The sequence below is a fragment of the Delftia sp. Cs1-4 genome (assembly GCF_000214395.1).
GTDB classification, from domain to species: domain Bacteria; phylum Pseudomonadota; class Gammaproteobacteria; order Burkholderiales; family Burkholderiaceae_C; genus Comamonas; species Comamonas acidovorans.
Genome location: NC_015563.1, coordinates 4970054 through 4994619, shown reverse-complemented (window position 1 = coordinate 4994619; position 24566 = coordinate 4970054). Strand labels below are relative to the sequence as shown.

The 24566-nt window shown below is 66.0% G+C and carries 29 protein-coding genes; 10 read left to right on the top strand and 19 right to left on the bottom strand.

What is annotated here, in order from left to right; all coding sequences use genetic code 11:
• Positions 1-13 precede the first annotated feature (13 nt).
• Entirely contained in the window at positions 14-1513 is a 1500-nt protein-coding gene (locus tag DELCS14_RS21860) for an efflux transporter outer membrane subunit (protein WP_013803601.1), read from the top strand.
• A gap of 3 nt (positions 1514-1516) precedes the next feature.
• Here the strand turns inward: DELCS14_RS21860 and DELCS14_RS21855 are convergent, their stop codons facing one another.
• Positions 1517-1882 (bottom strand): hypothetical protein, encoded by a 366-nt coding sequence (locus tag DELCS14_RS21855; RefSeq protein ID WP_012204183.1) that lies wholly within the window; start codon positions 1880-1882, stop codon positions 1517-1519.
• 100 nt (positions 1883-1982) lie between these two features.
• Between DELCS14_RS21855 and DELCS14_RS21850 the strand changes: the two genes are divergently transcribed.
• Positions 1983-2669, top strand: a complete 687-nt coding sequence (locus DELCS14_RS21850; RefSeq protein WP_228676803.1) for an ABC transporter ATP-binding protein — start codon at positions 1983-1985, stop codon at positions 2667-2669.
• Positions 2670-2693: 24 nt separating this feature from the next.
• Here DELCS14_RS21850 and DELCS14_RS21845 read toward each other — a convergent pair whose 3' ends face one another.
• From DELCS14_RS21845 to DELCS14_RS21830, 4 genes are read right to left on the bottom strand one after another with little or no spacing between them, the layout of a single operon-like run.
• The gene (locus DELCS14_RS21845) at positions 2694-3506 is read right to left on the bottom strand and encodes a LytTR family DNA-binding domain-containing protein (protein ID WP_013803599.1); all 813 of its coding nucleotides are present in this window, start codon (positions 3504-3506) and stop codon (positions 2694-2696) included.
• 1 nt (position 3507) lies between these two features.
• Positions 3508-4596: a histidine kinase gene (locus tag DELCS14_RS21840; protein ID WP_013803598.1), complete on the bottom strand. Its 1089-nt coding sequence runs from the start codon at positions 4594-4596 to the stop codon at positions 3508-3510.
• Positions 4597-4625: 29 nt separating this feature from the next.
• Positions 4626-4970 carry a 2TM domain-containing protein gene (locus DELCS14_RS21835; protein WP_013803597.1) on the bottom strand — a complete coding sequence of 115 codons (345 nt, stop codon included), beginning with the start codon at positions 4968-4970 and terminating at the stop codon, positions 4626-4628.
• A 34-nt stretch (positions 4971-5004) separates the two neighbouring features.
• Entirely contained in the window at positions 5005-5415 is a 411-nt protein-coding gene (locus tag DELCS14_RS21830; RefSeq protein WP_013803596.1) for a DUF2306 domain-containing protein, read from the bottom strand.
• A 322-nt stretch (positions 5416-5737) separates the two neighbouring features.
• On the opposite strand from DELCS14_RS21830, the gene DELCS14_RS21825 reads away from it, so the two are divergent.
• Complete coding sequence (locus DELCS14_RS21825; RefSeq protein WP_013803595.1) at positions 5738-7903, top strand: TonB-dependent receptor; 2166 nt, start codon at positions 5738-5740, stop codon at positions 7901-7903.
• 18 nt (positions 7904-7921) lie between these two features.
• Positions 7922-9151: a PepSY-associated TM helix domain-containing protein gene (locus DELCS14_RS21820; RefSeq protein WP_013803594.1), complete on the top strand. Its 1230-nt coding sequence runs from the start codon at positions 7922-7924 to the stop codon at positions 9149-9151.
• Between the two features lie 329 nt (positions 9152-9480).
• Here DELCS14_RS21820 and DELCS14_RS21815 read toward each other — a convergent pair whose 3' ends face one another.
• Entirely contained in the window at positions 9481-9759 is a 279-nt protein-coding gene (locus DELCS14_RS21815) for a PsiF family protein (protein ID WP_043781210.1), read from the bottom strand.
• A gap of 193 nt (positions 9760-9952) precedes the next feature.
• On the opposite strand from DELCS14_RS21815, the gene DELCS14_RS21810 reads away from it, so the two are divergent.
• Positions 9953-10780 (top strand): undecaprenyl-diphosphate phosphatase, encoded by an 828-nt coding sequence (locus tag DELCS14_RS21810; protein ID WP_013803592.1) that lies wholly within the window; start codon positions 9953-9955, stop codon positions 10778-10780.
• Positions 10781-10871: 91 nt separating this feature from the next.
• Here DELCS14_RS21810 and DELCS14_RS21805 read toward each other — a convergent pair whose 3' ends face one another.
• Genes DELCS14_RS21805 through mutS form a run of 3 tightly spaced genes read right to left on the bottom strand, consistent with a single transcriptional unit; the run spans position 10872 to position 15440 of the window.
• Positions 10872-11741 (bottom strand): alpha/beta hydrolase, encoded by an 870-nt coding sequence (locus tag DELCS14_RS21805; RefSeq protein ID WP_013803591.1) that lies wholly within the window; start codon positions 11739-11741, stop codon positions 10872-10874.
• Positions 11738-12796, bottom strand: coding sequence for a proteasome-type protease (locus tag DELCS14_RS21800; RefSeq protein ID WP_013803590.1), 1059 nt, complete (start codon positions 12794-12796; stop codon positions 11738-11740). The genes DELCS14_RS21805 and DELCS14_RS21800 overlap by 4 nt, the downstream gene beginning before the upstream one ends.
• A 55-nt stretch (positions 12797-12851) precedes the next feature.
• The gene (gene mutS, locus DELCS14_RS21795; protein ID WP_043796427.1) at positions 12852-15440 is read right to left on the bottom strand and encodes a DNA mismatch repair protein MutS; all 2589 of its coding nucleotides are present in this window, start codon (positions 15438-15440) and stop codon (positions 12852-12854) included.
• Positions 15441-15680: 240 nt separating this feature from the next.
• On the opposite strand from mutS, the gene DELCS14_RS21790 reads away from it, so the two are divergent.
• A complete protein-coding gene (locus DELCS14_RS21790; RefSeq protein WP_013803588.1) occupies positions 15681-16970 on the top strand; it encodes an integrase family protein in 1290 nt (429 codons plus the stop codon).
• Here the strand turns inward: DELCS14_RS21790 and DELCS14_RS21785 are convergent.
• From DELCS14_RS21785 to DELCS14_RS21745, 10 genes are all read right to left on the bottom strand, one after another.
• Complete coding sequence (locus tag DELCS14_RS21785) at positions 16927-17244, bottom strand: AlpA family transcriptional regulator (RefSeq protein WP_013803587.1); 318 nt, start codon at positions 17242-17244, stop codon at positions 16927-16929. The genes DELCS14_RS21790 and DELCS14_RS21785 overlap by 44 nt on opposite strands.
• Positions 17241-17477 carry a hypothetical protein gene (locus tag DELCS14_RS21780; protein WP_013803586.1) on the bottom strand — a complete coding sequence of 79 codons (237 nt, stop codon included), beginning with the start codon at positions 17475-17477 and terminating at the stop codon, positions 17241-17243. Before DELCS14_RS21780 ends, DELCS14_RS21785 begins: the two co-directional genes overlap by 4 nt.
• Positions 17478-17480: 3 nt before the next feature.
• A complete protein-coding gene (locus DELCS14_RS21775; RefSeq protein WP_013803585.1) occupies positions 17481-17687 on the bottom strand; it encodes a hypothetical protein in 207 nt (68 codons plus the stop codon).
• A 27-nt stretch (positions 17688-17714) separates the two neighbouring features.
• A complete protein-coding gene (locus tag DELCS14_RS21770; protein WP_013803584.1) occupies positions 17715-17945 on the bottom strand; it encodes a hypothetical protein in 231 nt (76 codons plus the stop codon).
• Positions 17946-17960: 15 nt separating this feature from the next.
• Positions 17961-20003: a replication endonuclease gene (locus DELCS14_RS21765; protein ID WP_013803583.1), complete on the bottom strand. Its 2043-nt coding sequence runs from the start codon at positions 20001-20003 to the stop codon at positions 17961-17963.
• 6 nt (positions 20004-20009) lie between these two features.
• Positions 20010-20519, bottom strand: a complete 510-nt coding sequence (locus tag DELCS14_RS21760; protein WP_013803582.1) for a hypothetical protein — start codon at positions 20517-20519, stop codon at positions 20010-20012.
• Between the two features lie 7 nt (positions 20520-20526).
• A complete protein-coding gene (locus DELCS14_RS31045) occupies positions 20527-20670 on the bottom strand; it encodes a hypothetical protein (protein WP_013803581.1) in 144 nt (47 codons plus the stop codon).
• A 102-nt stretch (positions 20671-20772) separates the two neighbouring features.
• Positions 20773-21183: an ogr/Delta-like zinc finger family protein gene (locus tag DELCS14_RS21755; RefSeq protein WP_013803580.1), complete on the bottom strand. Its 411-nt coding sequence runs from the start codon at positions 21181-21183 to the stop codon at positions 20773-20775.
• A 14-nt stretch (positions 21184-21197) separates the two neighbouring features.
• Positions 21198-21500 (bottom strand): hypothetical protein, encoded by a 303-nt coding sequence (locus DELCS14_RS21750; protein ID WP_013803579.1) that lies wholly within the window; start codon positions 21498-21500, stop codon positions 21198-21200.
• 110 nt (positions 21501-21610) lie between these two features.
• The gene (locus DELCS14_RS21745) at positions 21611-21817 is read right to left on the bottom strand and encodes a hypothetical protein (RefSeq protein ID WP_013803578.1); all 207 of its coding nucleotides are present in this window, start codon (positions 21815-21817) and stop codon (positions 21611-21613) included.
• Positions 21818-21853: 36 nt separating this feature from the next.
• Here DELCS14_RS21745 and DELCS14_RS30860 point away from each other — a divergent pair, with 36 nt between their 5' ends.
• From DELCS14_RS30860 to DELCS14_RS30850, 4 genes are all read left to right on the top strand, one after another.
• Positions 21854-22066 (top strand): hypothetical protein, encoded by a 213-nt coding sequence (locus DELCS14_RS30860; RefSeq protein WP_013803577.1) that lies wholly within the window; start codon positions 21854-21856, stop codon positions 22064-22066.
• A gap of 368 nt (positions 22067-22434) precedes the next feature.
• The gene (locus tag DELCS14_RS21740; RefSeq protein WP_013803576.1) at positions 22435-23154 is read left to right on the top strand and encodes a S24 family peptidase; all 720 of its coding nucleotides are present in this window, start codon (positions 22435-22437) and stop codon (positions 23152-23154) included.
• A gap of 32 nt (positions 23155-23186) precedes the next feature.
• Positions 23187-24143: a hypothetical protein gene (locus DELCS14_RS30855; protein ID WP_013803575.1), complete on the top strand. Its 957-nt coding sequence runs from the start codon at positions 23187-23189 to the stop codon at positions 24141-24143.
• 32 nt (positions 24144-24175) lie between these two features.
• Positions 24176-24562: a hypothetical protein gene (locus tag DELCS14_RS30850; protein ID WP_172642966.1), complete on the top strand. Its 387-nt coding sequence runs from the start codon at positions 24176-24178 to the stop codon at positions 24560-24562.
• Positions 24563-24566: the final 4 nt, after the last annotated feature.

The window sequence follows — 24566 nt, the reverse complement described above, 5'->3', positions numbered from 1 at the left end:
AAAGCCCAAGCTGATGCAGTTCAAGACACTTCACTCCCCGGCGATCTGGCTGGCCGCCGCGCTGCTGGCCGGCTGCTCCACGCAGAGCGCCTACCAGCGCCCCGCACTCGAGGTGCCGGCCCAGTTCAAGGAAGCCACGCCCGAGGCGGCCGAGGCCGGCATCTGGCGGCCCGCAGATCCGTCGCGTGCGCAAGTGCCCGACAACTGGTGGGAGCTGTTCGGCGACGAGCAGCTCAACCGCCTGCAGCAGCAGGCCGCCACCGGCAACCAGAGCATTGCCCAGGCCGCCGCGCGCCTGCGTGCCGCGCAGGCGGCCGTGGCCAGCAGCCAGGCCGGGCTGTTCCCCACGCTGGGCAGCACGGCCGGCGCCACGCGCTCGCGCAGCGGCGGGGCATCGGGTGCATCAGGCACGGGCGGCAACACCGGCAGTAGCGGCAGTAGCGGCAACATCTCGACCAACTACTCGCTGGGCCTGAACGCCAGCTGGGAGCTGGACCTGTGGGGCCGTGTGTCGGGCACGGTCAGCGCCAGCCAGGCCAGCGCCCAGGCCAGCAGCGACGACTTGGCCGCCGCGCGCCTGTCGGCTCAGGCATCGATCACGCAGACCTATTTCTCGCTGCGCGCGGCCGATGCCAGCGTGCGGCTGCTGCAGGAAACGCTGCAGAGCTACGAGCAAAGCCTGAAGCTCACCAACAACCGCTACCGCGCGGGCGTGGCCTCGTCGGCCGACGTGGCCCAGGCCGAGGCGCAGTACAAAAGCACCCAGGCCCAGCTCATCGAGGCACAGACCAGCCGCGCCCAGCTGGAGCACGCCCTGGCCGCGCTGCTGGGCCTGCCGCCTGCGGCCTTCAGCCTGGAGGCGGGCGCAGAGCTGCCGCCGCCGCCCGAGGTGCCGGCCATGCTGTCGTCCCAACTGCTGGAGCAGCGCCCCGACATTGCAGCGGCCGAGCGCCGCGTGGCCGCCGCCAACGCCCAGGTGGGCGTGGCGCGCGCGGCCTTCTTCCCGGCGCTCACGCTTTCGGCCACGGCCGGCTACCGGGGTGCATCGCTGTCCAACCTGGTGAGTGCGCCCAACCTGTTCTGGTCGCTGGGCCCGTCGCTGGCGCTGGCGCTGTTCGACGGCGGCGCGCGCACGGCGGCCGTGGAGTCGGCGCGTGCCTCGCTGGACCTGGCCGCCGCCACCTACCGCCAGACCGTGCTGACGGCGTTGCAGGAGGTGGAGGACAACCTGGTCACCGCATCCGCCCTGGCGCGCGAGCAGCAGGTGCAGATCGAGGCCGTGGCCGCCGCGCAGAAGGCGCTGGATGTCGTCAACAACCAGTACCGCGCGGGCACGGTGGCCTATCTGAATGTGCTCAGCGCCCAGACCACGGTGCTGTCGGCCCGGCGCAGCCTGATCGATGTGCGCAACCGGCGGCTGGCCGCCGTCAACACCTTGCTCAAGAACGTGGCCGGACGGTGGGAGCCGCTGGGGCCGGCCTCCGTGCAGGGGCCGCAGGCTGTCGCGCGCTGATGTTCAGTCCTGCAGCTCGAAGGCCTGGCGCAATGCTTCGCCGAAGGCCGCGCTGCCGCTGATCGACAGGTTCACCGTGGTGCGGCCATCCCCCGCCGCCACGGATTGCAGGCGCGCCGTGGCTGCGTCAAAGCGCCAGGCCAGCGGCTGGCCGCCGTCGTCCTGGGCCTGCAGCTCGTAGTCCCAGTCGCCGCCTTCCTCGATGGGGCCGCGCCGGCCCTTGAAGCGGCGGTGGGCCCAGGCCAGCAATTGCTCCACCTCGGCCGCCAGCGCCGGCACGCGCGTGGCGGGCACGCTGGCCATGGCGTCCCAGCAGCCTGTGCCTTCGTCGTCTTCGCTGTAGTCGAAATCCAGGTAGTCGAGGGTCATGGTGGCGGTCCGCATGCGTAGTGCGTGGTTGGAAAAGGGAAAGCCCGGCATTGTGCCGCGTGCACAATCGCCCGCATCGCAGAACCGGAAAGACATTCAGATGGACACCGCACAGCAATCGATGGCGCCGCCGATGGTGAGCGCGCAGTCCCTGCGCTTCGGGCAGCCGGGCCTGCTGCTGTGGGATGGCGCCTCGCACGACTGGCCCGTGGGCCTGTGCCTGGTGCGCGGCGGCGAGGGCTGCGGCAAGACCAGCCTGCTGCAAATGCTGGCCGGCCAGTTGCCCTTGCAGGCCGGGCGCCTGGCGTATCCGCAGCAGCCGGACCCCTCGCAGCGCCCCGCACTGTTCTGGCGCGACCCGCGCGCCGAACTGTCGAATGCCGAGCGCGCCCGGCCCGCGCAGGAATGGGTGCAGGCACAGCGGCAATTGCATCCGGCGTGGAGCGAGGCGGCATGGCAGGCCCATGCCGACGGCCTGGGCCTGGAGCCCCACCTGCACAAGCCCCTGCTGGCCCTGTCCACGGGCAGCCTGCGCAAGCTGTGGATGGCGGCAGGCTGGGCCAGCGGCGTGCCGCTGCTGCTGATCGACGAGCCGCTGGCCGCGCTGGATCGGGGATCGATGGACCATGTGCAGCGCACGCTGGCGGAGCTGAACCGGGCCGGCCAGCAATCTGCGCCCGTGGCCGGGCATGGCCCCCGCTGCGTGATCGTCGCGCACTGGGACGAGATGCAGGGCGTGGCCTGGGACGACGTGCTGGACCTGCCCGATCAGCCGCCGTTGCGCTGACGGAGCCGGCGTCTACATCGCCACCTACATCGCCTTGAACCGCTGCGCGTAGAGGCGGCTGACGGCCAGTTTTTCCGCTCGCTCGCGCAGCTGCAGCCACAGCCGGCCGGCCTCGTCGCGCTGGGCGTTGGCAATGGCGGCTGCGCGCACCACCGTGCCGCGGTGCACCTGCCAGAATTCCTCGGCATCCAGCCGGGGCAGCAGTTCCTTGAGCGGCGTGCGCACCAGGTATTCATGCGAGGCCGTGAGCACGCGCACGTACTTGTCGGCGGCCTCGAAGTAGACAACGTCGTGCACGGGCACCATCTGGATCTGCGTGCCCACGCCGGCCTGGATCATCTGCAGCGGCGGCTCGGTAGCGGTGGCGGCGGGGGCCGTGGCACCGGCCAGGTGCCGCAATTGCTCCAGCGCCTGCGCCAGGGCAGCGCCAGCCGGGGCCACCGTGCGCTGGGCCAGCAACTCGCGCAGGCGCTGCACGCAGCGCGCCAGCCGCTCGGGCTGCACGGGCTTGAGCAGGTAGTCCACGGCCTGGGCCTCGAAGGCGTCCATGGCGTACTGGTCATAGGCGGTCACGAAGACCAGGATGGGAAACGGCTGCGCCTCTGGCCAGGCGTCGGCCAGTTCGGCGGCGGCCTCCAGGCCGCTTTGGCCCGGCATGCGGATGTCGAAGAACAGCACATCAGGCTGCAGCGCCAGCGCCTGCCGGGCAGCACTCAGGCCGTCGCCCACCATGGCGGCAATCTGCAGCTCGGGCCAGGCGCGGGCCAGGGCCTGGCGCAGGTCCTCGGCCAGCAGGGGTTCGTCTTCGGCGATCAGGGCGCGGGGGGAGGAGGTCATTTCAACCGGCGTTGGCAATGGTGATTTTGGCTAGCGTGCCGCCTTCGGGCAGGGCGGCCAGTTCGAAGTGCGCGGCGTCGCCATAGCGGCTGGCCAGGCGCTCGCGCAGCTGGGCCGTGCCGAAGCGGCTGCCGGGCAGGGCGGGCGCTCCGGAATCCAGGCCCATGCCGTTGTCGGCCACGGTCAGCTCCAACGGGCCGCCGTCCATGCGGCGCGCGCGCACCGCGATATGCCCGCCTTCCAGCTTGGGCTCCAGTCCGTGGCGTATGCAGTTTTCCACCAGGGGCTGCAGCAGCAGCGGCGGCACGGGCACCTGGGCCAGGTCCTCGGGCAGGTCCAGCGTGTACTGCAGGCGCGGGCCCATGCGGATGGACATCAGCGCCAGGTAGTCGCGCAGGCGTGCGAACTCTTCGCCCAGCGCATGCTCGGTGCTGCGCGAGCCGCCCAGCGTGGCGCGCAGGTAGGCGATCAGATGGTCCAGCATGGCCTGGGCGCGCTGCGGGTCGCTGGCCACCAGCACGCGCAGGTTGGCCAGGGTGTTGAACAGCATGTGCGGCTCCAGCTGGGCCTGCAGCAGGGTGAGTTTGGCCTCGGCCGCCTGGCGTCGGGCCTGCTCGGCCTGCATCTGCAGGTGGCGCGAGTAGCCCAGCAGGAAGAAGGCCAGCGACATCACCGTGCTGGCGACGATGGTGACGGCCAGCGGTATCCACAGCCGGTGCATCAGGGCCGTGCTGGCGTCGGGATCGGCCCACTGCCTGTAGGCCGTGCCGATCAGCGATCCGATCACGAACCCCGTCACGATGCCGGCCACCACCAGCGCGGCGCCGCGCCAGCCGCCGGGCCAGGGAATGTCCTGGCCCCGCGTCAGGCGCCAACGGCCCAGTTCGATGGTGAGCCAGCTGGTCAGGCCGATCGACAGCGAGTAGATGAGGTTCACGTCCCAGCGGCCGTGGTTGCTCAGGCTGAATGCGGCGGCAATCAGGGCGCAGGCCGAGGTCGTTGCGATGCCGTGGCGCAGCAGCGTGGTCCGTTCCACGATGTGGCCCTGTGCGGCCCGCTGGGATGGGGCGTTGGATGCGAGGTCGGGCATGGAGAGCAATGGTAGTCCCATGGCGTCGTTCAGCGGGCGCGGCCCTGGCGTGACTGCAGCGCCTGCCGCTCACGCTCCACCATGCGCCCGTGCCAGCCGTTGCCCGGCAGGGCCAGCCAGACCACGGCCCCGTGGATGGCCAGCCCCAGGCCCCAGCCCAGGGCCGGGAAGATGGCCCAGTGCCTGCCCTGGGACAGCGACAGCGCCGCCAGCCCGAGGTTGACCAGCACATAGACGCTGGCGTGGATCATCCAGCCCATCTTGGCGCCTGCGCGGCGGCGCGCCATGCGCTCCAGGGCATCGTCGTCGTGGCGGGCAGAGGGATCGAGGGGATGAATGGGATCAAGGGGATCAAGGGGATCAAGGGTGCGCATGGGAAGTTCTCCGTCAGGGGGAAGGAAAGCGGCGTCAGGCCAGGCCCAGCTGCTGCCACAGCAGGTCGCCCAGGTAGCGGCCGGGCAGCAGGGTGAACAGGCCCGCCACGACGCAGGCGCCGATGTAGACGCTGCGCATGATCTTGCGGTGGCCGGCGATGTTGCCGTGGTACAGGTGCCAGAACGAGCGGCCCAGGCCGGCAAAGGTCAGTGGCACCAGCAGGTGGACGGGCGTGTAGCCGGCCCAGTTGGGCAGGCGGTAGTCGCGGATGAAGCAGGCGGACACCGCCGCGCAGACCATGAGCGTGACGAAGGCGTAGCCGGCCGCGCGGTGCAGGCGGGGATGGACGGCGGCCTGGCGGCGTGCCAGCAGTGCGATGGCACCCGTGGCCGTGGCCCCGAGGGCGGCACTCATGTGGATGGCGATCAGCGGTGTCATTTGCATGGCGGTGTCCTGGCGTGCGGCCCGGTTCTGCGGGCCTGTATGGGACAGGACTGTCGCTGCCGGACGCGGGCCGGGCCAGCGCCATGCGACGGACGGGCGCCGGCAGGGTGCCAGATGCATCGGGGCGCCGCCAGCTGCAGGGATCTCCGTGGTCGTTGGAAGATTGTGGCTATGGGGAGTGCGCACAAACTATTGCGAAGGGCCTTTGAATTCAATCACTTGGAGGATTGCTTCGATGCAACAGATTGAGAAAATTCATAGCGGCGCCCTAACGTGGTTGGTAAGCTAACGGATTCTGTAAATCATTCTCAGTATTATCCTCATGCCCTCCATCCGCCCGATTTCCCTGGCCGTTCTCTGCCTGTGCAGCCAGCAGGCCCTGATTGCCCAGACCCGGGGCGGCGACCCCGTGCTGGAGGCCGTGACGGTGGAGGCCAGTGCCGACGCATCGGCCCAGGGCCTGTCCAAGCCCTTTGCAGGCGGCCAAGTGGCCACGGGCGCGCGCAACGGCGTGCTGGGCACGCTGGACTGGAAGAACTCCTCGTTCTCCACCACCAGCTACACGCAGCAGCTGATCGAAGACACCCAGTCCAAGAGCGTGGGCGACGTGCTGCTCAACGACCCGGGCGTGCGCCAGGCGCGCGGCTTCGGCAACTTCCAGGAGCTGTATGTGCTGCGCGGCTTTCCGGTGTACTCGGACGACATCGCCTACAACGGCCTGTACGGCCTGCTGCCGCGCCAGTACATCGCCTCGGAGTTCTTCGAGCGCGTGGAGGTGCTGCGCGGCGCCAACGCCTTCCTCAATGGCGCGGCACCGGGCGGCAGCGGCATTGGCGGCACCATCAGCCTGCTGCCCAAGCGCGCCGGCAACGATGCGCTGACGCGCGTGGGCGCCGGCATCCAGACGGGCGGCCAGGCCTTTGTCTCCACCGACATCTCGCGCCGCTTCGGCCCTGACCAGAGCACCGGCATCCGCCTGAACGCCGTGCGCCGCGACGGCGGCACGGGCGTGGATGGCGAAGACCGCTCGCTCACCGCCCTGGGCGTGGGCCTGGACTGGCGCAGCCGCAACGTGCGCCTGTCGGGCGATGTGGGCTACCAGCGCAACAGCTACAACGGCGGCCGCCCCAGCGTGACGCCGGGCAGCTTCATCCCGGCCGTGCCCGACAACAAGACCAACTACGGCCAGAACTGGTCGTACTCCACCGAGCGCGACCTGTTCGCCACGCTGCGCGCCGAATGGGACATCAACGACACCACCACGGCCTGGGCCGCAGGCGGCCTGCGCCGCGGCAAGGAAGACAACTCCCTGAGCGGCGTGACCGTGAGCAATGCGGCCGGCGACACCACGGGCACGCGCTTCGACAACAAGCGCAAGGACAGCGTGGGCACGGGCGAGGTCGGCATCCGCACGCGCCTGGCCACGGGCAGCGTGGGCCATGAGCTGGTGGCCACGGCCAGCACCTACTCGGCCACCGAGCGCAATGCCTGGGGCATGGGCTTTGGCGTGGTCAACAACATCTACAACCCCTGGAGCAGCGCGCGCCCCGCCATGACGCTGTTCGGCGGCAATCTGGCCGATCCCACGCGTGCGGGCGAAACCCAACTCAACAGCTTTGCCATCGGCGACACGCTGACGATGCTGGACGAGCGCCTGCGCCTGACCGTGGGCGTGCGCCGCCAGAGCATCGAGCAAAGCAGCTACGACTACAACACGGGCGCGCAGACCGACAACTACAAGAAGTCGGCCACCACGCCCATGCTGGGCCTGGTGTTCAAGACCAGCGAGAACACCTCGGTCTACGCCAACTACATCGAAGGCCTGACCAAGGGCGCCGTGGCGCCGCAGACGGCCAACGACCTGCCCGTGTCCAACGGCGGCCAGGTGTTCGCGCCCTACAAGTCGCGCCAGAAGGAAATCGGCTTCAAGTGGCAGGGCCAGCAGCTGGGCGCCACGGTGGCGCTGTACACCACGGACATGCCTTCGGCCTATGTGGCCAACCAGGTCTTCGGCCAGTACGGCAAGCAGCGCAACAGCGGCCTGGAGGCCACGGTCTTCGGCGAACCCGTCAAGGGCCTGCGCGTGCTGGGCGGCGTGACCTTCAGCGAAGCCAAGATCCGCGAAGCCGCCGATGCCACCACCATCGGCAACTACGCCATCGGCGTGCCCAAGCGCCTGCTCAACCTGGGCGTGGACTGGGATGTGCCCGGCGTCTCGGGCCTGGCCCTCAATGCGCGCGTGATGCACACCTCCAGCCAGTACGCCAACGGCGCCAACACGCTGAAGGTGGCCTCCTGGACGCGCACCGACATCGGCGCGCGTTATCTCATGGACATCGGCAACAACCGCCTGCTGACCCTGCGCGCGCGCATCGACAACCTGTTCGACAAGGGCTACTGGTCGTCCGTGGGCGGCTACCCGGGCGCCAACTACCTGGTGCAGTCCATGCCGCGCACCTTCTCGCTGAGCGCATCGGTGGACTTCTGAGCCGGAGCGATCTGAAGCATGCGCGCGTTGTGGACGGTGGTGCACCGCTGGATAGGCCTGGTGTTGGCCGGTTTCCTCACCATGGCTGGCCTCACCGGGGCCGTGCTGTCCTGGGACCATGAAATCGACGAATGGCTCAACGCCGACATGCTGGAGACCCCGGCACGCGGCCCGCTGAAGACCCCGCTGGAGCTGGCCGCCGCCGTGCAGGCCAGCGAGCCGCGCGCCGAGATCAGCTACATGACCCTGGGCCTGGTCGAGGGCGAAGCCGCCATGTTCATGGTGCGCCCCCGGCCCGACCCGGCCACCGGCCAGGCGCCTGCGCTGGGCTATGACACGGTCTTCGTCGATCCGGTCAGCGGCCACATCACCGGCCAGCGCAACGGGCGCAGCTTCGCGCTCAGCCAGCGCAACCTCATGCCCTGGCTGCGCCACCTGCACGAAAGCCTGCTGGCCCCGCGCTTTTGGGGCACGGACCGCTGGGGCTACTGGTTCATGGGCAGCCTGGCCCTGCTGTGGGTGGCCGACAGCTTTGTCGCGCTGCTGCTGACCTTTCCCGTCAAGCTAAGGAAAAGCGCCCCGCGCCTGACGGCGGCCGTGGGATCGTGGTGGCGGCGCTGGCTGCCCTCATGGCGCGTGCGCTGGGGCGGCGGCGCCTACAAGCTCAACTTCGACCTGCACCGCGCGGGCGGCCTGTGGGTCTGGGCCGTCATCGTCATCGTGGCCTTCACCTCGTTCTCGCTGAACCTGTACCGCGAAGTCTTCTACCCGGTGATGAGCACCGTCTCCACCACCACGCCCGGCCCCTACGAAACCCTCAAGCCTGCGCCCCAGGGCACGCTCCTCGTGCCCCAGGTCTCGTTCGCCCAGGCCATCGCCATCGCCCAGAGCGAGGCAAAGCGCCTGGGCTTCGCCCAGCCCGCAGGCGGCATCTGGTGGGGCGGCGACTTCCCGTTCTACAACATCTCCTTCTTCGACCCGCACGACGAAACCGGCGCCATGGGCATGGGCCTGTCCAACATCTACGTCAGCTCGGACAACGGCGAAGTCCTGGGCACCTACCGCCCCTGGCATGGCACCGCAGCCGACGTCTTCGTCCAGCTGCAGCTGCCCCTGCACAGCGGCCGCATCCTCGGCACCCCCGGCCGCGTGCTCATGTCCTTCGTCGGCGTGCTCGTCGCCGTCCTGTCGATCACCGGCGTCATCATCTGGTGGCGCAAGCGAAGAGCTAGGAAGATGACCCCCTGAGCGGCTGCGCCGCTTCCCCCTTCTCGCTTCGCGGAGGGGGACGCAGCCCTCACTGCGGGGCGGCCCTTGCTCGGCTGCCCGCGCTTGAGCCCTGCGAGTTTGAACGGCTGTCGGTAGTACACGGCTCCATTGATAGCCAAATCAGAAAACTATCCGCCTAAACAGCAAAGCCACCGAAAACGGTGGCTTTTTGCAATGCTTGGCAGGCCCCAGACCCATCCCGACTGGCGCGCCCCAAAGCGAGGGACACCGAGCAAGGGCCGCCCCGCAGCGAGGGTGTCGTCCCCCCCGCGCAGCGAGAGGGGGAAGGCGCGCAGCGCCTCAGGGGGTCAGTCCTTCTTCAAGCACTCGCTCATGAACGCCTTGCGCTCATCACCCTTCTTGCCCGTGGCGTCCACGTTGCAGGTCTTCATGCGTTCCTGCTGGCGCTTCTTGCCGTCGGACAGGCAGGACTTCATGAACTCCTTGCGTTCATCGCCTTTCTTGCCGGTGGCTTCGGTGTTGCAGGTGCCCATCAGCTTTTGCTGGGCCGTGGGAGCCTTGTCCCCTGCGGCCATGCCCATGCTGCAGGCCAGGGAGACAACTGCCAGAACAACGATTTTTTTCATGATGGAATGGTTTTGAAGGCGCGCTGAAGTCCAGCGCACCCACATTGCAGCACAGTGCCGGGCGCGCAGCAACGTCGCGGGCCGCGCGTTGTAAAAGTTTGCGATTGCCGCTGACAGGCGGGCAGGCGGACACCGGCAGGCCATGGCCAGCGCAGATAATGGCGCACTTTTGCATTGCGACAGGACGCTTGCCGTGGACATTCTTTTGCTGGTCAAGGCCGCCATCATGGGCATCGTGGAAGGGCTGACGGAGTTCCTTCCCATCTCCTCCACCGGCCACCTTATCCTGGCCGGTTCGCTGCTGGGCTTCGACGATGCCAAGGCCAAGGTCTTCGACATCGCCATCCAGACCGGCGCCATCTTCGCCGTGGTGCTGGTGTACTGGCAGAAGATCCGCTCCACCGTGGTCGACCTGCCCACCAGCCGCCAGGCGCAAAGGCTCACGTTGAACGTCATCATCGGCTTTCTGCCGGCCGTGGTGCTGGCGCTGATCTTCGGCAAGTTCATCAAGGCGCACCTGTTCACGCCCACCGTGGTGGCCACCACCTTCATCCTGGGCGGCTTCGTCATCCTGTGGGCCGAGCGCCGGCCGGCATCGGCCATGCGCGTGCAGACCGTGGATGAGATGACGCCGCTGGACGCCCTCAAGGTCGGCCTGGTGCAGTGCCTGGCCATGATTCCCGGCACCAGCCGCAGCGGCGCCACCATCATCGGCGGCATGCTGATGGGCCTGTCGCGCAAGGCGGCGACCGACTTTTCGTTCTTCCTGGCCATTCCCACGCTGATCGGCGCCGGCGTCTACAGCCTCTACAAGGAGCGCGCACTGCTGTCGGCGGCCGACATCCCCATGTTCGCCGTGGGCCTGGTGTTCTCCTTCATCAGCGCCTGGCTGTGCGTGCGCTGGCTGCTGCGCTACATCTCCACCAACAGCTTCGTACCGTTTGCCTGGTACCGCATCGCCTTCGGCATCATCGTGCTGGTCACGGCCTTCACCGGGGTCGTGAGCTGGAGCGAGGTTTGACCCAGGCTTGGGCGAAGGGCCCCAGGCATTCCTCAGGCACCAACGCAGAAGGCCACCGCAAGGTGGCCTTTTCACATTCGGGGTGCCCGGTTCAGGCCTCGGAGCCCAGCAGGTTCAGCAGAGATGCCTCGATGGCGGCGGCCGTGGCGTGGGGCCGCTCCATGGGGAACAGGTGGCTGCCGTCCAGCATCATCACGCGCCCGCGCGTGATGCGGCGCGTCAGGTCCATGCCCACCTGGCGCATCTCCACCGAGGCACGCCCGCCGATGAAGGCCGCCGGGCAGCGCAGCGGATGGTGGTGCAGCAGCGAGGCCAGGTTGTGCGGCAAGGTGTTGTAGATGGCGGTCTCCACCTCGCGCGTGAAGTTGAGCATGCGCCGGCCGTCCACATCGGACAGGCCTCCCTGCACATAGTCCTGGAGCACCTGCGGGTGCCATTGCGCAAACACCTTCTTGGCGCGGAAATAGGCCAGCGCCTCCTCGTCGCTGTCCCAGGCATTGCGGCGGCGGGCGCTGATCTTGCCCGGCGAGACCGAGCCCACCAGCTGCGTGCGCTTGGCCACGCCCACGGCATTGGCACGCCAGCCGCTGAGCAGGGGCGAGTCGATCAGCAGCACGCCGCGCGCCAGTTCGGGGTGGCGCGCAGCCGTCATCACGCTCAGGAAACCGCCCAGCGAATGCCCGACCAGAAAGACCGGACCGCCCACGCGCTCCACCTCGGCGCGCGTGAACTCGGCCAGTTGCTCGACCAGGTGCGGCCAGTTGTTGGTGACGGGAAAGCGCGGGTCATGCCCGAAGCGCTCCACGCCCTGCGCCGCGATCCCGCGCTCGGCCAGCAGCGAGAACAGCAGCCGGTAGGTGGGCAGCGCAAAGCTGTTGGCATGCGAGAAGACCACGGGCAGCGGTGCCGATTCCGTGCCCGCGTCGCTGTCGGCCCGCAGCGCGGGCCGGGCCGCGTTCACGGCTGGGGCTCCTGGCCGGTCCGGTCCGGAGCATCCGGCATGCCTTGCTGGTGGCCGGAGGGTTGCCCGGCGTCCGGCCGCATGGGCGATGCCGGGCCCGGCTGCAGGGGCGTCATGGGCGAGGTGGCCAGCCCGTCGGCCGTGGAGGTGCCCAGGCCGGCACCCGTGCCGCTGTGATAGGGCTGGCGCAGCGCCGCAGGCGGCAGCCGGCCCATGGTGCGCGCATTGGAGCGCAGGGCGCCGGCCGGCGCGGTGACCTTGGTCAGCGGCTGGGCCTGGCGGCTGTGCACGCGAATGGGCACCGCGGAATCGCCGCCATCCCAGGCCGGGTCTTCGATGCTGTCGAAGACATGGCGCAGGCGCTCGCCCCAGCTGTCGTGCAGCATGCGGAAATACGGATTGCTCTCGTCGATGCTGACGATCTTGTCGGAGGCAAAGCGGTCCTTCTCGTACACGATCAGGTCCAGCGGCAGGCCCACCGAGAGGTTGGACTTGAGCGTGCTGTCCATGGACACCAGGGCGCACTTGGCGGCCTCGTCCAGCGGCGTGCGCGGCGTGATCACGCGGTCCAGCACGGGCTTGCCGTACTTGGACTCGCCGATCTGGAAGTAGGGCGTCTCGCTCGTGGCCTCGATGAAGTTGCCTGCCGAGTAGACCTGGAACAGCCGCATGTTCTCGCCCTGGATCTGGCCGCCCAGCACCAGCGAGATATTGAAGTCCACGCCCGAGCGCGACAGTGCCACGCCGTCGCGCTCGAACACATGGCGCACGGCCGCGCCCAGCACGCGGGCCGCATCGAACATGCTGCGCACGTTCCAGATGGTCAGCATGTCGCCCGTGGCCTCGTCGCGCAGTTGCTGGCTCTCCAGCAGCTCACGCACCGATTGGGTGATGGACAGGTTGCCGGCCGACAGCAGCACCATGAAGCGGTCGCCGGGGTTCTCGTAGACCATGAGCTTGCGGAACGAGCTGATCTGGTCCAGGCCGGCATTGGTGCGCGAGTCGGCCAGGAAAACCAGGCCGGCGTTGAGCTTGATGGCAACGCAATAAGTCATGGGAACATCCGAAACTGCGGGATCGACAAGTTTAGTGCGAGGCGATTGACCGCGTTCAGGCGGCGATCTTCTTGAGCTGGTAAAGGGCTTCCAGCGCCTCGCGCGGGCTCAGTGCGTCGGGATTGATGGCGGCCAGCGCCTGGGCCAGCGGGTCGTGGCGGCTTTCGGGCTCGGGCATGTCGGGCGCATCGAACAGGTCCACCTGCAGGCGGCCCTCGTCGGCATGGGCCTCCAGTGCCTCCAGCGCATGGCGCGCGTGGTGCAGCACGCCGGCCGGCATGCCCGCCAGCTTGGCCACCTGGATACCGTAGCTGCGGCTGGCCGGGCCGGGCTGGATCTCGTGCAGGAAGACGATGTCCTGGCCCGACTCCGCCGCGCTCACATGCATGTTCACGGCCGCGCGTGCCTTGGCCGGCAGCTCGGTCAGCTCGAAGTAGTGCGTGGCAAACAGCGTGAAGGCGCGCGTCCTGTCGTGCAGCTGGGTGGCGATACCGCTGGCCAGCGCCAGGCCGTCGAAGGTGCTGGTGCCCCGGCCGATCTCGTCCATCAGCACCAGGCTGTGCGGCGTGGCTGAGTGCAGGATCTGCGCGGCCTCGGTCATCTCCATCATGAAGGTGGACTGGGCATTGGCCAGGTCGTCGGCCGCGCCAATGCGCGTGTGGATGGCATCGATGGGCCCCAGCCGGCAGCTGGACGCCGGCACATGCGAGCCCATGCTCGCCAGCAGCACGATCAGCGCCACCTGGCGCATATAGGTCGACTTGCCGCCCATGTTGGGGCCGGTGATGATCTGCATGCGCGTGTTGGCGTTCATGCGCGTGTGGTTGGCGATGAAGCTGCCGCTGGAGGTCTCGGCCATGCGGGCCTCCACCACGGGGTGGCGGCCGGCCTCGATCTCGATGCAGGGATGGTTCACGAACTCGGGCGCGCACCAGTTCAGCGTCAGCGAGCGCTCGGCCAGCGTGCACAGCACGTCGATGGCGGCAATGGCTCCGGCCACGCGCGTGAGCGCCGGCACGTGGGGCTGCAACTGGTCCAGCAACTGCTCGTAGAGGAATTTCTCGCGCTGCAGCGCGCGCTCCTGCGCGGACAGGGCCTTGTCCTCGAAGGCCTTGAGCTCGGGCGTGATGTAGCGCTCGGCGTTCTTCAGCGTCTGGCGGCGGCGGTAGCGCTCGGGCACCGCGTCCTTGTAGCTGTTGGTGATCTCTATATAGAAGCCGTGCACCTTGTTGAACTGCACGCGCAGGTTGGGAATGCCGGTCAGCAGCTTTTCCTTGGCCTCCAGCTCCAGCAGGAAGTCATCGCAGTTGTTCTGGATGGCGCGCAGCTCGTCCAGCTCGGCGTCGTAGCCCGTGGCAAACACGCCGCCGTCGCGCACCAGGGCGGCCGGCTCTTCCATGATGGCGCGCACCAGCAGCTCGGCGCAGCCCTCGGGCGGCTGCAGGTCGGCAAACAGCTGGGTCAGGTGGGCCGAGGGCGTCTGCCCGGCCTGGGCCAGCAGGGCGGCCTTGTGCAGCGTGCGGCCCAGTCCCACCAGCTCGCGCGGGCGCACCTGGCGCAGCGCGGTGCGCGCGGTGATGCGCTCCACATCGCTCACGCCCTTGAGCTGCTCGCGCAACTGCTGCCAGGGCGCGGCCATGCCGCCTGCGCTGGCGCCCTGCAGCGCCCGCGTGGCCTCCAGCCGCGCCATGGCCTGCGTGCGGTCGCGTCGCGGCTCCAGCAGCCAGGCCTTGAGCAGGCGGCTGCCCATGCCCGTCATGCAGGTGTCCAGCAGAGAGAACAATGTGGGCGAATCCTCGCCGCGCAGCGTCTTGACCAGCTCCAGGTTGCGGCGCGTGGCCAGCGGCAGCGCAATCAGCTCATCGTCGCGCTGCACCTGCAGAGCGTGGATGTGCGACAGGCTGCGGCCCTGCGTGTGCTCCGCATACGACAGCAGCGCAGCGCTGGCGCCATGGGCCAGCGGCAGGTCCTCGGCCTCCCAGGCCTTGAGGCTGGCGGCGCCCAGCAGCTCCAGCAGCTTGCGCTCGCCCAGACCGCCGTCGAACTGCCAGTCAGGGCGCGGCGACAGCGGGCAGGCAATGGAGCCGCCATGGCGCAGCGCGAACAGGCTCTGCTCGAAGCGCTCGGTCACGCCTGCGCTGTAGATCAGCTCGCTGGGCGCAATGCGTGAAATCCAGGCGCCCAGCTCATCGTGGGAACACTCGGCCAGATGGATGCGCCCCTGCGTCACCGCCATCCAGGCCAGGCCGCAGCGCTGGCGCCCGGCCGTGTGCAGGGACAGCAAGATCGCCTCGCTCTTGTCAGACAGCAGCTCACTGTCGGTCAGCGTGCCCGGCGTCACCACGCGCACCACCTTGCGCTCCACCGGGCCCTTGGCTGCGCCCACCTCGCCCACCTGCTCGCAGATCGCCACCGACTCGCCCAGCTTGATCAGCCGGCCCAGGTAGTTCTCCAGCGCATGGAAGGGCACGCCCGCCATGGGAATCGGCTGCCCCGCCGTCTGCCCGCGCGTGGTCAGCGTAATGTCCAGCAGCCGCGCCACCTTCTCCGCATCCCCGAAGAACAGCTCGTAGAAATCCCCCATGCGGTAGAAAACCAGCGTGTCGGGGTAGTTGATCTTGATGCCCAGGTACTGCTGCATCATTGGCGTATGTGACGCCAAAGGTATTTCGCTAAGTGCCTGATTCACTTCAATATCTTCGCTCATTACTTTTGAAATCAATCACTTAGGTTTGTTGACTGTTTTTATATACAGTCCAAATATGTCCCGCTCAAACCCATCTACACTGCGCATCTTGGCGTAGGTTTTTCGGCGTTCTTTTGAAGAAGTTACGCCGAACAGGTTGGGGCCGATTTGGAAACCTGCGCCGCATACGGAGGCGCCATGAGTTTCAACGCACGCCGGGCCAAGTCGCTGGAGCCGGGGGAGCACATTATTGTCGATCACGCCCCGGGCCTTCGCCTGGTGGCCACTGCCACGCGGCGCACATGGACATATCGGTACAAGAGCCCCGTGGACGGCGGCATGCGCCAGATTGCCATGGGCCAATGGCCCGAGATGAGCTACCCCAGCGCACTCGCTGTGTGGGAGCAGCTCAAGCGAAGACGAGATGCTGGTGAGGATCTGGCCAGGGAGAAGCGGCGCGCAGCCGCTGTCGCCCAGGCCCGGTCCGATGTGCGGGGCCGCGACGGCATCTATACCGTGCGGCAGCTGATTGAGGACTACCTGCAGGGGCATGTTGAGCGGCACCGAAAGCCCAAGGGCAGCGCCGAAGCGCGGCGCCTGTTGGTCAACTACACCACCAAGATTCACGCTCTGGAGCCGGCAGACGTTGGGCGCAGCATGGCGTTCTCGCTGCTGGAAGGCGTGGCCGTCAAGACGCCCGTGCTGGCCAACAGCCTTCGCTCAGAGCTTGGCGCGGCCTGGGACTATGCGCTTGACGCGGGCAGGGTGCCCGAAGAGACGCCGAACTGGTGGCGCCAGGTGCTGCGCGGCAAGCTACGCAGCCGGGGGAAGATCGTGGACGGCAAGCACCAGGGCGTGAAGCTCAGAACGCTGCAGGGCCGTGAGGTCGCACAGCTGATCGCCCATCTGCCCAGGTTCTCGGCCATGGTGGCGGACCTGCTGACGCTGTATCTGTGGACGGGCGCCCGTGGCGCCGAAATCATCGCCATGACCGGCGATGAGGTGGGGCAGGAGGCCGATGGCTGGTGGTGGACCGTGCCGCGCGAAAAGCAAAAGATGGCGCGCAATGAGAATTTGACCGACCTGCGCGTGCCGCTGGTGGGCCGAGCTCTGGACGTTGTCAGGCGTCGGCGCAGTGCCTATGGGGCCGGGTATCTATTTCCGTCCCGGCCTGGCTCCAAGTTGATGCATGTGGAGCAGAAGCTGATCGGCGTGGCGGTCTGGACCAGCCGGCCCGATGTGGTCAAGCGCTACAACTACGCGCCCGAGCGGGTTCTGGATATGGACCCCTGGGCGCCCCACGATTTGCGGCGCACGGTACGCACGCAACTGGCGGCTCTGGGCTGCCAGGATGGCGTGGCCGAGGCAGTGCTCGGCCACTTGCCCGCCGGCATCGTGGGCACCTACAACCGGCACTCCTACGATGCGGAGCGGCGCACATGGCTCACAAAGCTTTCGGAACACTGGGAGCAACTTGCTGCGCGATGACCTGGGCCTTGGTCAGGCGGCTGCGCTTGATTCCGCAGTTCTCTGGCGGCAGCTGCGTGGAGATGGGCAGCCCCTGCAGCCAGGCGTCCAGATCTGAGCGCAGCCAAACGACTCGGCGCCGGCCTGGGATCTGGCGTGGCTTCGGCGCGATGCCTTTTTGCACGCAGTCTTCAAAGGTGGTGAGGCCAAGCGACACGTACTCGGCGGCCAGTTCGCGGCTCAGGCCCGCGGGTGGGTAGTTGAGGATCATCTGGTTGGATTCGTTTCGGGTCACTTCGGGTCTCCTGTCTCTGGCATGGCTGTAAATGCGCCTTGGTCGCTGGCCAGGTCTCGCAGCACCATGAGCGCAGTGAGCAATTCCTGTTCGTGGTTGCGCAGTTCGCGGACGGGTTGCGCTCCCCACTCGCGCACTGGCGTGTTCTCCAGTTCGCGGGTCAGGCGCTGGCGCACGGCCTTGATGCGCTCCATCACCTGGCTCAGAGTCAGTTCGGGCAGTGGCTGGGCCATGGTTCAGGTCTCCACGCGCTCGACGCGCAGCACGGGGCGGCCGCTGGCGGCGCAGGCGCTGGTGGTGGCGTGGGATGCGCTGGCAGCTTTCAGCTGCAGCACAGGCAGCAGCTTGGCGTCGGCCAGCTGCTCCAGTTCTTCGGGGCAGGCGTCCTCGGGGATCAGGATTGCGCGGTAGCTGTGCGCGGTGGTGATGTTGTGCAGATGCATGGCGGTCCTCGGTAGTGATGGTGGTGATCAGGCGACCAGCGACAGCTGGGCAGGGTGGGGGATGGGTGGTGCTGGGCGCGCAGCGCGCCGGCGGCGCGGTTTGGCCAGTGCGGCAATGCGCTCGCGCTCGGCGGCGAACACGCGTGCCAGGTGCTCGGGCGTCGTGCCTACGGCGTTGACGTAGCCGCCGTGCAGCGGCCGGGCCCAGCAGTGCACGGTGGGGTCCGTTCGGCGGGCGTGGGGGATGGATGCGGACACGGGTAGACCTCCTTTTCAGGAACAACGAGAAGAAGCGGGGGATGCGGTGGCGGTAGCGGGCCTGTAGAGCACTGAATCCGGGCTCAAAGGGCTGCTCCAGTCCTCGGCCTCATGCCGTCCACGGCCAAAAAGGTCTCGGACGCTCTGGCTTTGGAGCCGGGCCGTGAAGTTATTGAAACCAGTCCAAGCGGCGCCCAAGGGGCGCCGTGTCTGCGCCTCTTGGCCAACGCTGTGGATGACTCCATCGGCATCAGCAGCCACGCCTGCGGCGTGGACTGCCGGCGTTGCATCGGTGCAGTGCGCCCAGGCAATGCGGCGGCTTACGAGCCAGTGGCCGCGTGCTCGGCCACGCTGCACTTGCACGCCGCGCACGGGGCCTGCCGTGATGGGGTCGCCATACATGTTGGTGGCGCCATCCTTGGGCGCACGTCGGGCGGGGCACAGCAGCCAGTCCTGGCGCTTGCAGCCGTGGCCGCCCATGGATTCCATGAAGGCGCGCCAGTCCGCGCGGAGGTCGCCGTGGCGGTGGCAGGCCTGGTAGGCGCGCTGGATGTTGCGCTTGGCCTCATGGTCGAACAGTTCGATCTGCTCGGGCTGGTCTTTGCTGACGCGGCGCAGTTCGCGCCAGACCGTGACGCTGGGCATGCCGAAGGCCTGGAACTGGCGGATGTTCCACGTCGCGGCCCAGGCGTCCACGCGGCGCTGGGCGGCCAGGCCATTGGACTCCAGTGCTTCGGGGCTGGCAGGCTGGTTGGGGCTGTCCAGCCCCAGAGCCATCTGGATTTCCTGGCCCTGCACCACATCCAGGTGCTCGGCCAGGGCGTGGTGGCCCACGTTCTTGGCGATGTACTTCGCCACGTAGCCGGCTGCGCCACCGGCGTTCATGCGCTTGACATCTACGCGGTTTTCTTTGGCGCCGCGTTCGTTGCCGTCTTCGCTGAGCCAGTATTTGCGGATGGTGTCCACCAGGGTGCGCGCCTGGGCATCGCCCTCGACCCAGACCAGCATGTGCCAGTGCGGTGTGCCGTCATGGTGCGGCTCAACCACGCGCAGGCCGTAGCGTTTGACTTGCTGGCGGTCCAGTTTGGCCAGCACGCGCTTCCACTGCGCAAGCATCCATTGCTGGCCTTCGCGCGGTGTCGCGCCGTTGTGCTTGGGGTTGCGCGCGGCCCAGCGGTTTGCGCCGCTGCCCATCAGTCGCATGGCGTGGTATTTGCTGGGCAATGTCAGCGTGAGGAACAGGCCCAGATGCCCGTGCGCGTCGGCATATTCCTCCGCGCCGCGGATGCGTGTCATCAGCTCGCCGCCGCGCACGCTGGGGTTGGAGGTGCTCAGCGCGGCCAGCTCGGCCAGGCTGTAGACCTGCCCGGCCTCGTTCTTGTAGAGCGTGCGGCCCAGGGCCTCTGCATTGCGCGCCAGCTGGCCCTTGCGGCGCTTGAGGCCGCTGTGGCTGACGTAGCCGCCGCTGTTCAGGTGGACCAGGCCCATGCTGATGGCCCCGGCTTCGACCACGCGGGCGATGTGGCGGCGCAGGCGCCGGCGCCACCAGCGCGCGCACTTGGCGCGGGCGATGGCCGGTTCGCCATCCAGCGGCTTGCCCTCATCCACGCCAATCAGGTGGACGATGCCGTGCACCAACGCCAGGCGCTCGGGCAGGCCGCCGCCCATGGCGATGCAGCGGTTCTCCAACTCTTCCACATCGTCGGCCAGCTTGGCCGCCCAGGTGCAGATTTCGCCGTCGCCCATGTTCAGGCGCAGCGCGTCGCCGTAGCGGTCCTCATAGTCGGCCAGCTCCTGCAGATCCATCCATGCCTGTTCGCTTTCGCTGGGCAGGCCCAGATACCAGCGTGCATAGGCGTCGGAGTCCAAGGCCACGCCGGCAGGCGGCAAGGGGGCCGATTTCAGGAAACGGGAGCGGATCGCGCCTTGCCACTCGCGCGGCGCGGATTCGACGATGCGCTGCAGGTGGTACTGCACATGCCCCGGCTTCGGGCGGCTGTTGAGCCACGCCGAAAAGCTGGACGTGACACGCTTGCGGGGGATGGGAGAGACAGCCATGGCGAATCACCACAGGCTGGCGAGCGCCACCAGGCGCCCGGCGTGCCGCTTCAAAGAGCGGGCTACGGTTTTGATGGCCGCGCGTTCGGGCGGCGGCGTCTCGCGCCAATCCCGGTCGGCCAGCGCACGCAGGTCGCCGCCCACGTTGGCCAGCAGCAGGATGGCCATGCGCAGGTCTTCGGGCATGCTGAACCATTCCTGGTTTTCGGCGTCGATGTAGCCCGCGCCCGATTGCCTGCGGTACTGCTCGCGCAACGCGGCCAGCTGCTTGCGCACGTCTGCAGGCATGGGCACGGCGTCATGCTGGTGCAGCGGCGTCCAGGCGTCTGTGGTGATGCGCAGCAACTGCAGCGCTGCGCTGGGCAGCACATCGGCACGCACAGGCGCCAACGTAGCCGCGGGCTCGGGCATGTGCACCAGACCGCACAGCGGGCACAGGTCCGGCTCATCGGCAGGGGGCATGGCCATCTGGTGCTGGGGCAGCATCACCAAGCCATTGCGCAAAGGGGCGTTCATCGGGGGCTCAGGCCTTTTTGCAGGACATGAACCAGGCCGAGCCATACAGGCGTTCGGCGCACTCCCAGGCCATGGCGCGATTGGCTGCCCCGATCACCAGGTGGCGGCGCACGCGCTGGGCGTCTACATGGGTGATTGCATAGCTGCTCATGAGGTCCTTGGGTTTTTCAGGCGTGAGAAGGGCCGCAGCGCCCGGAAATCGGGCTCTGTCAGCAGGTGGAGGAAGAGGGGGCGGCGCTATGCGCCTATGGCGTCAATCGGGCTCTGGCGGCGGCCCGGCGAACAGATCGCCCGTGGTAGGCAGGGTGTAGCGCGGCTGGTGCTCGGACTCTGCGGCGTTGTCCAGCACCACGCGCATGCCGTCTCGGCGCACATGGCTGGACAGGGGCAGTTGCACGCTGGGGTCCGGCGTGGCGCTGGGGCTGAGCGTGCGCACTATCTCGGTCATGGCCACAAAGGTGTGACCACATTCCGGGTTGGTGCATGCGTAGGTGAGCTCGCGCATCAGGCGGGACATGAGCCAACTGGTTCGGATCGTGCATTGCGCGCTGCAGTGGGGGCAGGCCATGCGCGTGCCCTCGCTGCGCACCTTGCGCCCGCTCTTTCGGCCCTCTTGGGCCTGCGCCGCGAGCATGGCGCCCTGGTTGATCGCTGCCGCTTGCATGCTGGGCTCCCTGTTCATTCGCCGCGGATGCGCCCGCATTCACCGCCGCCGGCCCTGGCGCAGTGGCAGTACATGCCGACCTCGCCCAGCGTGCCGATGGCGTCCAGGTACTTGCGGCTGACCAGCACATAGCCGGCTGCGCTGACCACGGCGTCGATCTTGCCGATGGGCACACCTTGCTGCCCCGACAGGAAGCGGCTGACGGCCGGGCTGTCCCAGCCTGCGGCCTCCTGCACTTCGCCGCCGGGCTGGCTCAGGCTGTGGCGCAGCACGCGCTCGATGGTGCCGGTGCCGTGCGATATGCGAGTGGTGTTCATTTTTTTGTGCTTCTGGTCAGGGGTGGAGGGCTGTACCGAACCGCGCAGCGCCGCACAACATGAATTGCGTGTGCTTGTGCGGCGGCGTGGGCAACATGCAAGGCATGGACTCAAGAACTCGCAGCAACCCGCGCCAGGTCGGCCTTGTAGGCCTCCAGCCCGCGCAGGTACATCAGGCGCTGGAAGCTGGCGAAGGAGCGGCATTCCCGCTCAGCGAACCTCTTGCCCTCTTCAACGGATGCCTTGGGCATGCGCGTGTAGCAGATGACATCGGCCTTGTCGGCTTTGGCGGGGGTGGGTTGCGTTGCGGTGTTCATGTACGATCCATAACGTTTGTTAACGAGGGAGGTGATATGGAAATCAATTGGCAGGTTTTTCAGGCAGCTGCTGCTTTGGTGGGATCCAAAACGCGCGCCGAGGGCATCGCAATGGATCAAGTCATCAACTCTGATTTCCTTGATACCTACCTGGCACTTCTTCGGGTTGCTAAACAGATTGAGAAGACGCCGCCGTTTGGCTTTGAACCGGGTGATCCCCGTTTGAAAAGCCGCATGGAGATGGGCTGACTGCTGCGCCAAGCTTGTCCATCTCGCTGCTCAGTGCGCTCATGAATAAGGCAGTTGTCCAGGTATTCGAGCCGCGACGCTGGTCCAGGTCGTCCCTGGTTTCAATGCGCAGAGTGGCTCCCGGGAATTGCTCTCTCATGGCGCATTGCAGTGCGATGGCGACAAGGGCAGCGCGGTGAGCCAGTTCGTCGTGGCCGAGATCGGCGACATGTGCGGCTGTCAGGCCGATGCTGAAGTCGAGGACGCCGACGATGTCGGGAGCAGACGGCGGGCCTGGTGGCTTGAGTGACATGGTCGTTCGTCGGTTTTGTTAAGGGTTGGCTGTATTTTTATGGTCATTTGTACGTTTGTCAACTGATTCTGTACGTATGTCAGTTTTTTCGGATCGCTTGCGTGAAGAGCGCAAACGCCTGGGCATGACCCAGACAGAGTTCGCTGCGCTCGGCAACGTCACGGTGGACTCCCAGGGCAACTACGAGCGAGGGGCACGGAAGCCCGATTCCGACTACCTGGCAGCGGTCCTCGCTGAAGGTATTGATGTCGGGTACTTGTTCACCGGGGTTCGTTCTGGTGAGGGTTCCGCACTCTCCAGTGATGTGGCGCAGCCACGTACTCCAAAGCGCCAGCTTTCTGGCCCAGCACCTGCGCCTGCCGATGAAGCGGACGTGGTGCTGGTGCCGCTGATTGCCGCTGCCGGCAGCATGGGGCCGGGCAACGATCTGCAGACCGGGGATGTGATCCTGGGCAATGTGCCTGTGTCGCGGAACTGGGTAGCGCTCAACCTGCCGCGTTCACGGCCAGAGGCGCTGCGGCTGGTGCATGCCTACGGCGATTCGATGGGCGAAACGCTGCATTCCGGCGACTTTGCGCTGGTCGATACGGATTGCACGGCGGCGGATGTGGATGGCGTCTATGTGCTGGTTGCCAATGAGCAGCTTTTCATCAAGCGTGTGACGCGGCGCATTGATGGGCAGTTGGAGGTGACGAGCGACAACCCGAATGTGCGCACTGTGGAGGTGCTCAACGGATCGCATCAGGTGCGGATCTGTGGGCGGGTTGTTTATGGGTGGAATGGGCGGCGGTTTTAGATTGCTGTTTGTGTTTTCTGATCTGTACTCCTATGCTTGACAATACCAATGGTTCTGCTCGTGAACATCGCAATGAAGATCTCATAAAAGAAGCAATTGAAAAGATAAAGCTTGAAGAGCAATTGTTCGAAAAAATGCAGTTAGAGGGCGAAAAGGCCGAGCTGCATAGAATTAATAGTCAAAATAGTCGTCAAAATACTTCTATTATTTTTGCAATTTGTGGAATTTTTGTCGCAGTTTTTGGATTTTTTTATAGCTACTATGGGGCTGATTCATTATTCAAGTTTCTTGAGAAGAACGTGATGATGCTTTCTGGGGTTGGGGCTGCTGTTTACGGGATTTTTGCATATTTAAGTGCCGCAAGAAAAATAGCAGATGTGGACTTCTTGCGCCGTGCGTCTCGAAGAAGTCGATTGGCGCCTCAAGAGGCTTGGCCATTTCCAGGCGAAATCCCTAAAGAGAAGATTATTGATTTTTCGGGAAAGATAGAAGAGATATCTACGTCGTTGCAACAGCAGGCAGAAACATACGACGCTAAGGCCTCCGCATTGTTGGATAAAGGCGTTGTTTTTGCAGGAGGAGGAATAATATTTTTCCTTGCATCGATTTTTGGTTGGCAAATTTATATTGCCTATTCCAAAGAATTTCAGACGGCTCATATCTATGGAATAGTTTCTTGTGGTTCTTTATTCGTTGCTGTTGAGCTGATCAGTGCCTGGTTTCTGAAGCAGTATCGCAACTTCATTGATAGTGCTACTGAATTGTTGAAAATTAAAGCAATCTTCGATAAATTCATATTGTTAAAGCTAGCTAGCGATGACTCTTCCTCATCTGAGGTGCTAGAAGCTCAACTTGGAACAGCGTTAGCACGGGATTTTTGTTGGCCAGAGAGATATAGTGCTGTGAGCAAAGGAAATTTCGATATTAAGGTTCTTGGTGAAGTGGCTTCTATGGTTCAGAAGATTCTGAAAGATTCTAAGGGTGGCTAGTAGTTATTAAGTGATGTAAGAAGGAGGGTGTTTTGACAGATCGATCTATGGCGCATATATATGGAATTTCATCCGTTATTCTTGCTGTTGTAGGAATAATTTTAGGGTGGCAAGCCGCGGCAGACTGGAGAGAGGTCGGGTTGTATACGTCTGGGTGGTTGTCGGCCTTCCTGTCTGTGTTCTTACTGTCAAGAGTTTTGCGGTATGGTGAAATTCAAACTTCCGATTTAAGTAATCTTAAGCAAGAGGTTGGGGTTTTAAAAGGGGTGATAGAAGCTAAAGATGAAAAAATATATGGACTAAAGCAAGAGCTTACACGTAGAAATAGAACTCTCGATCTGATTGCGGCTTTTCATAGTCTGGAGCCTGCTAAGGTCAGAGAGGTAGTTGATGCCAATGCCCCTCGTGCTACGGAGTGAATAT